This is a genomic window from Parasutterella muris (genome assembly GCF_009767915.1).
Classification (GTDB): domain Bacteria; phylum Pseudomonadota; class Gammaproteobacteria; order Burkholderiales; family Burkholderiaceae_F; genus Parasutterella; species Parasutterella muris.
The window spans coordinates 1-884 of sequence record NZ_WSRP01000107.1 but is presented as its reverse complement, the minus strand read 5'-3'; the positions used below and the strand labels follow the sequence as shown (position 1 = coordinate 884).

At 38.9% G+C, this 884-nt stretch carries 1 protein-coding gene; it reads right to left on the bottom strand.

Annotation, left to right across the window (positions count from 1 at the left end; all coding sequences use genetic code 11):
• Positions 1 to 52: 52 nt before the first annotated feature.
• The gene (locus tag E5987_RS12770; RefSeq protein WP_160336444.1) at positions 53 to 703 is read right to left on the bottom strand and encodes a hypothetical protein; all 651 of its coding nucleotides are present in this window, start codon (positions 701 to 703) and stop codon (positions 53 to 55) included.
• Positions 704 to 884 lie beyond the last annotated feature (181 nt).

The following is an 884-nucleotide window of genomic DNA, read 5'->3' as shown; positions in this document are numbered from 1 at the left end:
CAAAAAAAGTCAACCGTTTTTGTCGACTTTTTAACGAGTTAAGGATGTTTTGTTAAAAATTTTGTGCGTTCGCCCTGGTTATATGTTGTTTGGCATCGAATGCAAGAAATGCCCCAGTTGAGCTAAATCCTTGCTGATTCCCGGTAGAACCGGAAATCAGCGTTCCCTTCCCAGAATTGATGGTGTCAACATTAAGGTGTATATATTGTTCAGTTTGTTTCCCCCGAGGCTTAGAACCCTCGAAACCAATGGCGACAAAAACATTACCATTGGAAGAATTAATCGTATCTGAACTGATCTTTATAATCTGCGTAGAAGGACTTGGATTTGAAGCAATTGTCCTGGCAGTAAAGAGGCCTCTTGATGAAGAACCTGTGCTGGTAGATAACCCGGAAGCTGTTAGCTCAGAGATATTTTCAAGCGTAACTTCCTGCTTATTTCCCGATTGTACAAAAAACAATCCGGTACTGAGTGCACCGGAAATTGAAGATTTATCTGATTCTGAGTAATTCTCTGCAACAGTAGCGTCAAATACTATGTCATCACCCCTTTCTTCATCAGCAGCATAAACGAAGGATGACGACAGTACTAAATCCAGCACTCCCAGAAAAGCCGCATTAAGCAGAAGATCTTTCTTGCTTCTTTTGCAGAAGTAGCACTTCTCTTTCTTGGGAAAAGAAACATTACGGTTAATTGTATTCATAAAAAGGGTTCCTTAGTTTTTTACATAATTTTTCTTGACATTAGAATAAACATGTGTACATCAATGTCTATTGGACATTTCCCTAAATTTCTTCCGATTTAATACCCGACTTTAGGAGAATCTCGTAAATAAAAAAGCCCTCATCCCTTGTGTTACTTAGGTTGAGGGCAGTTTAAGAATT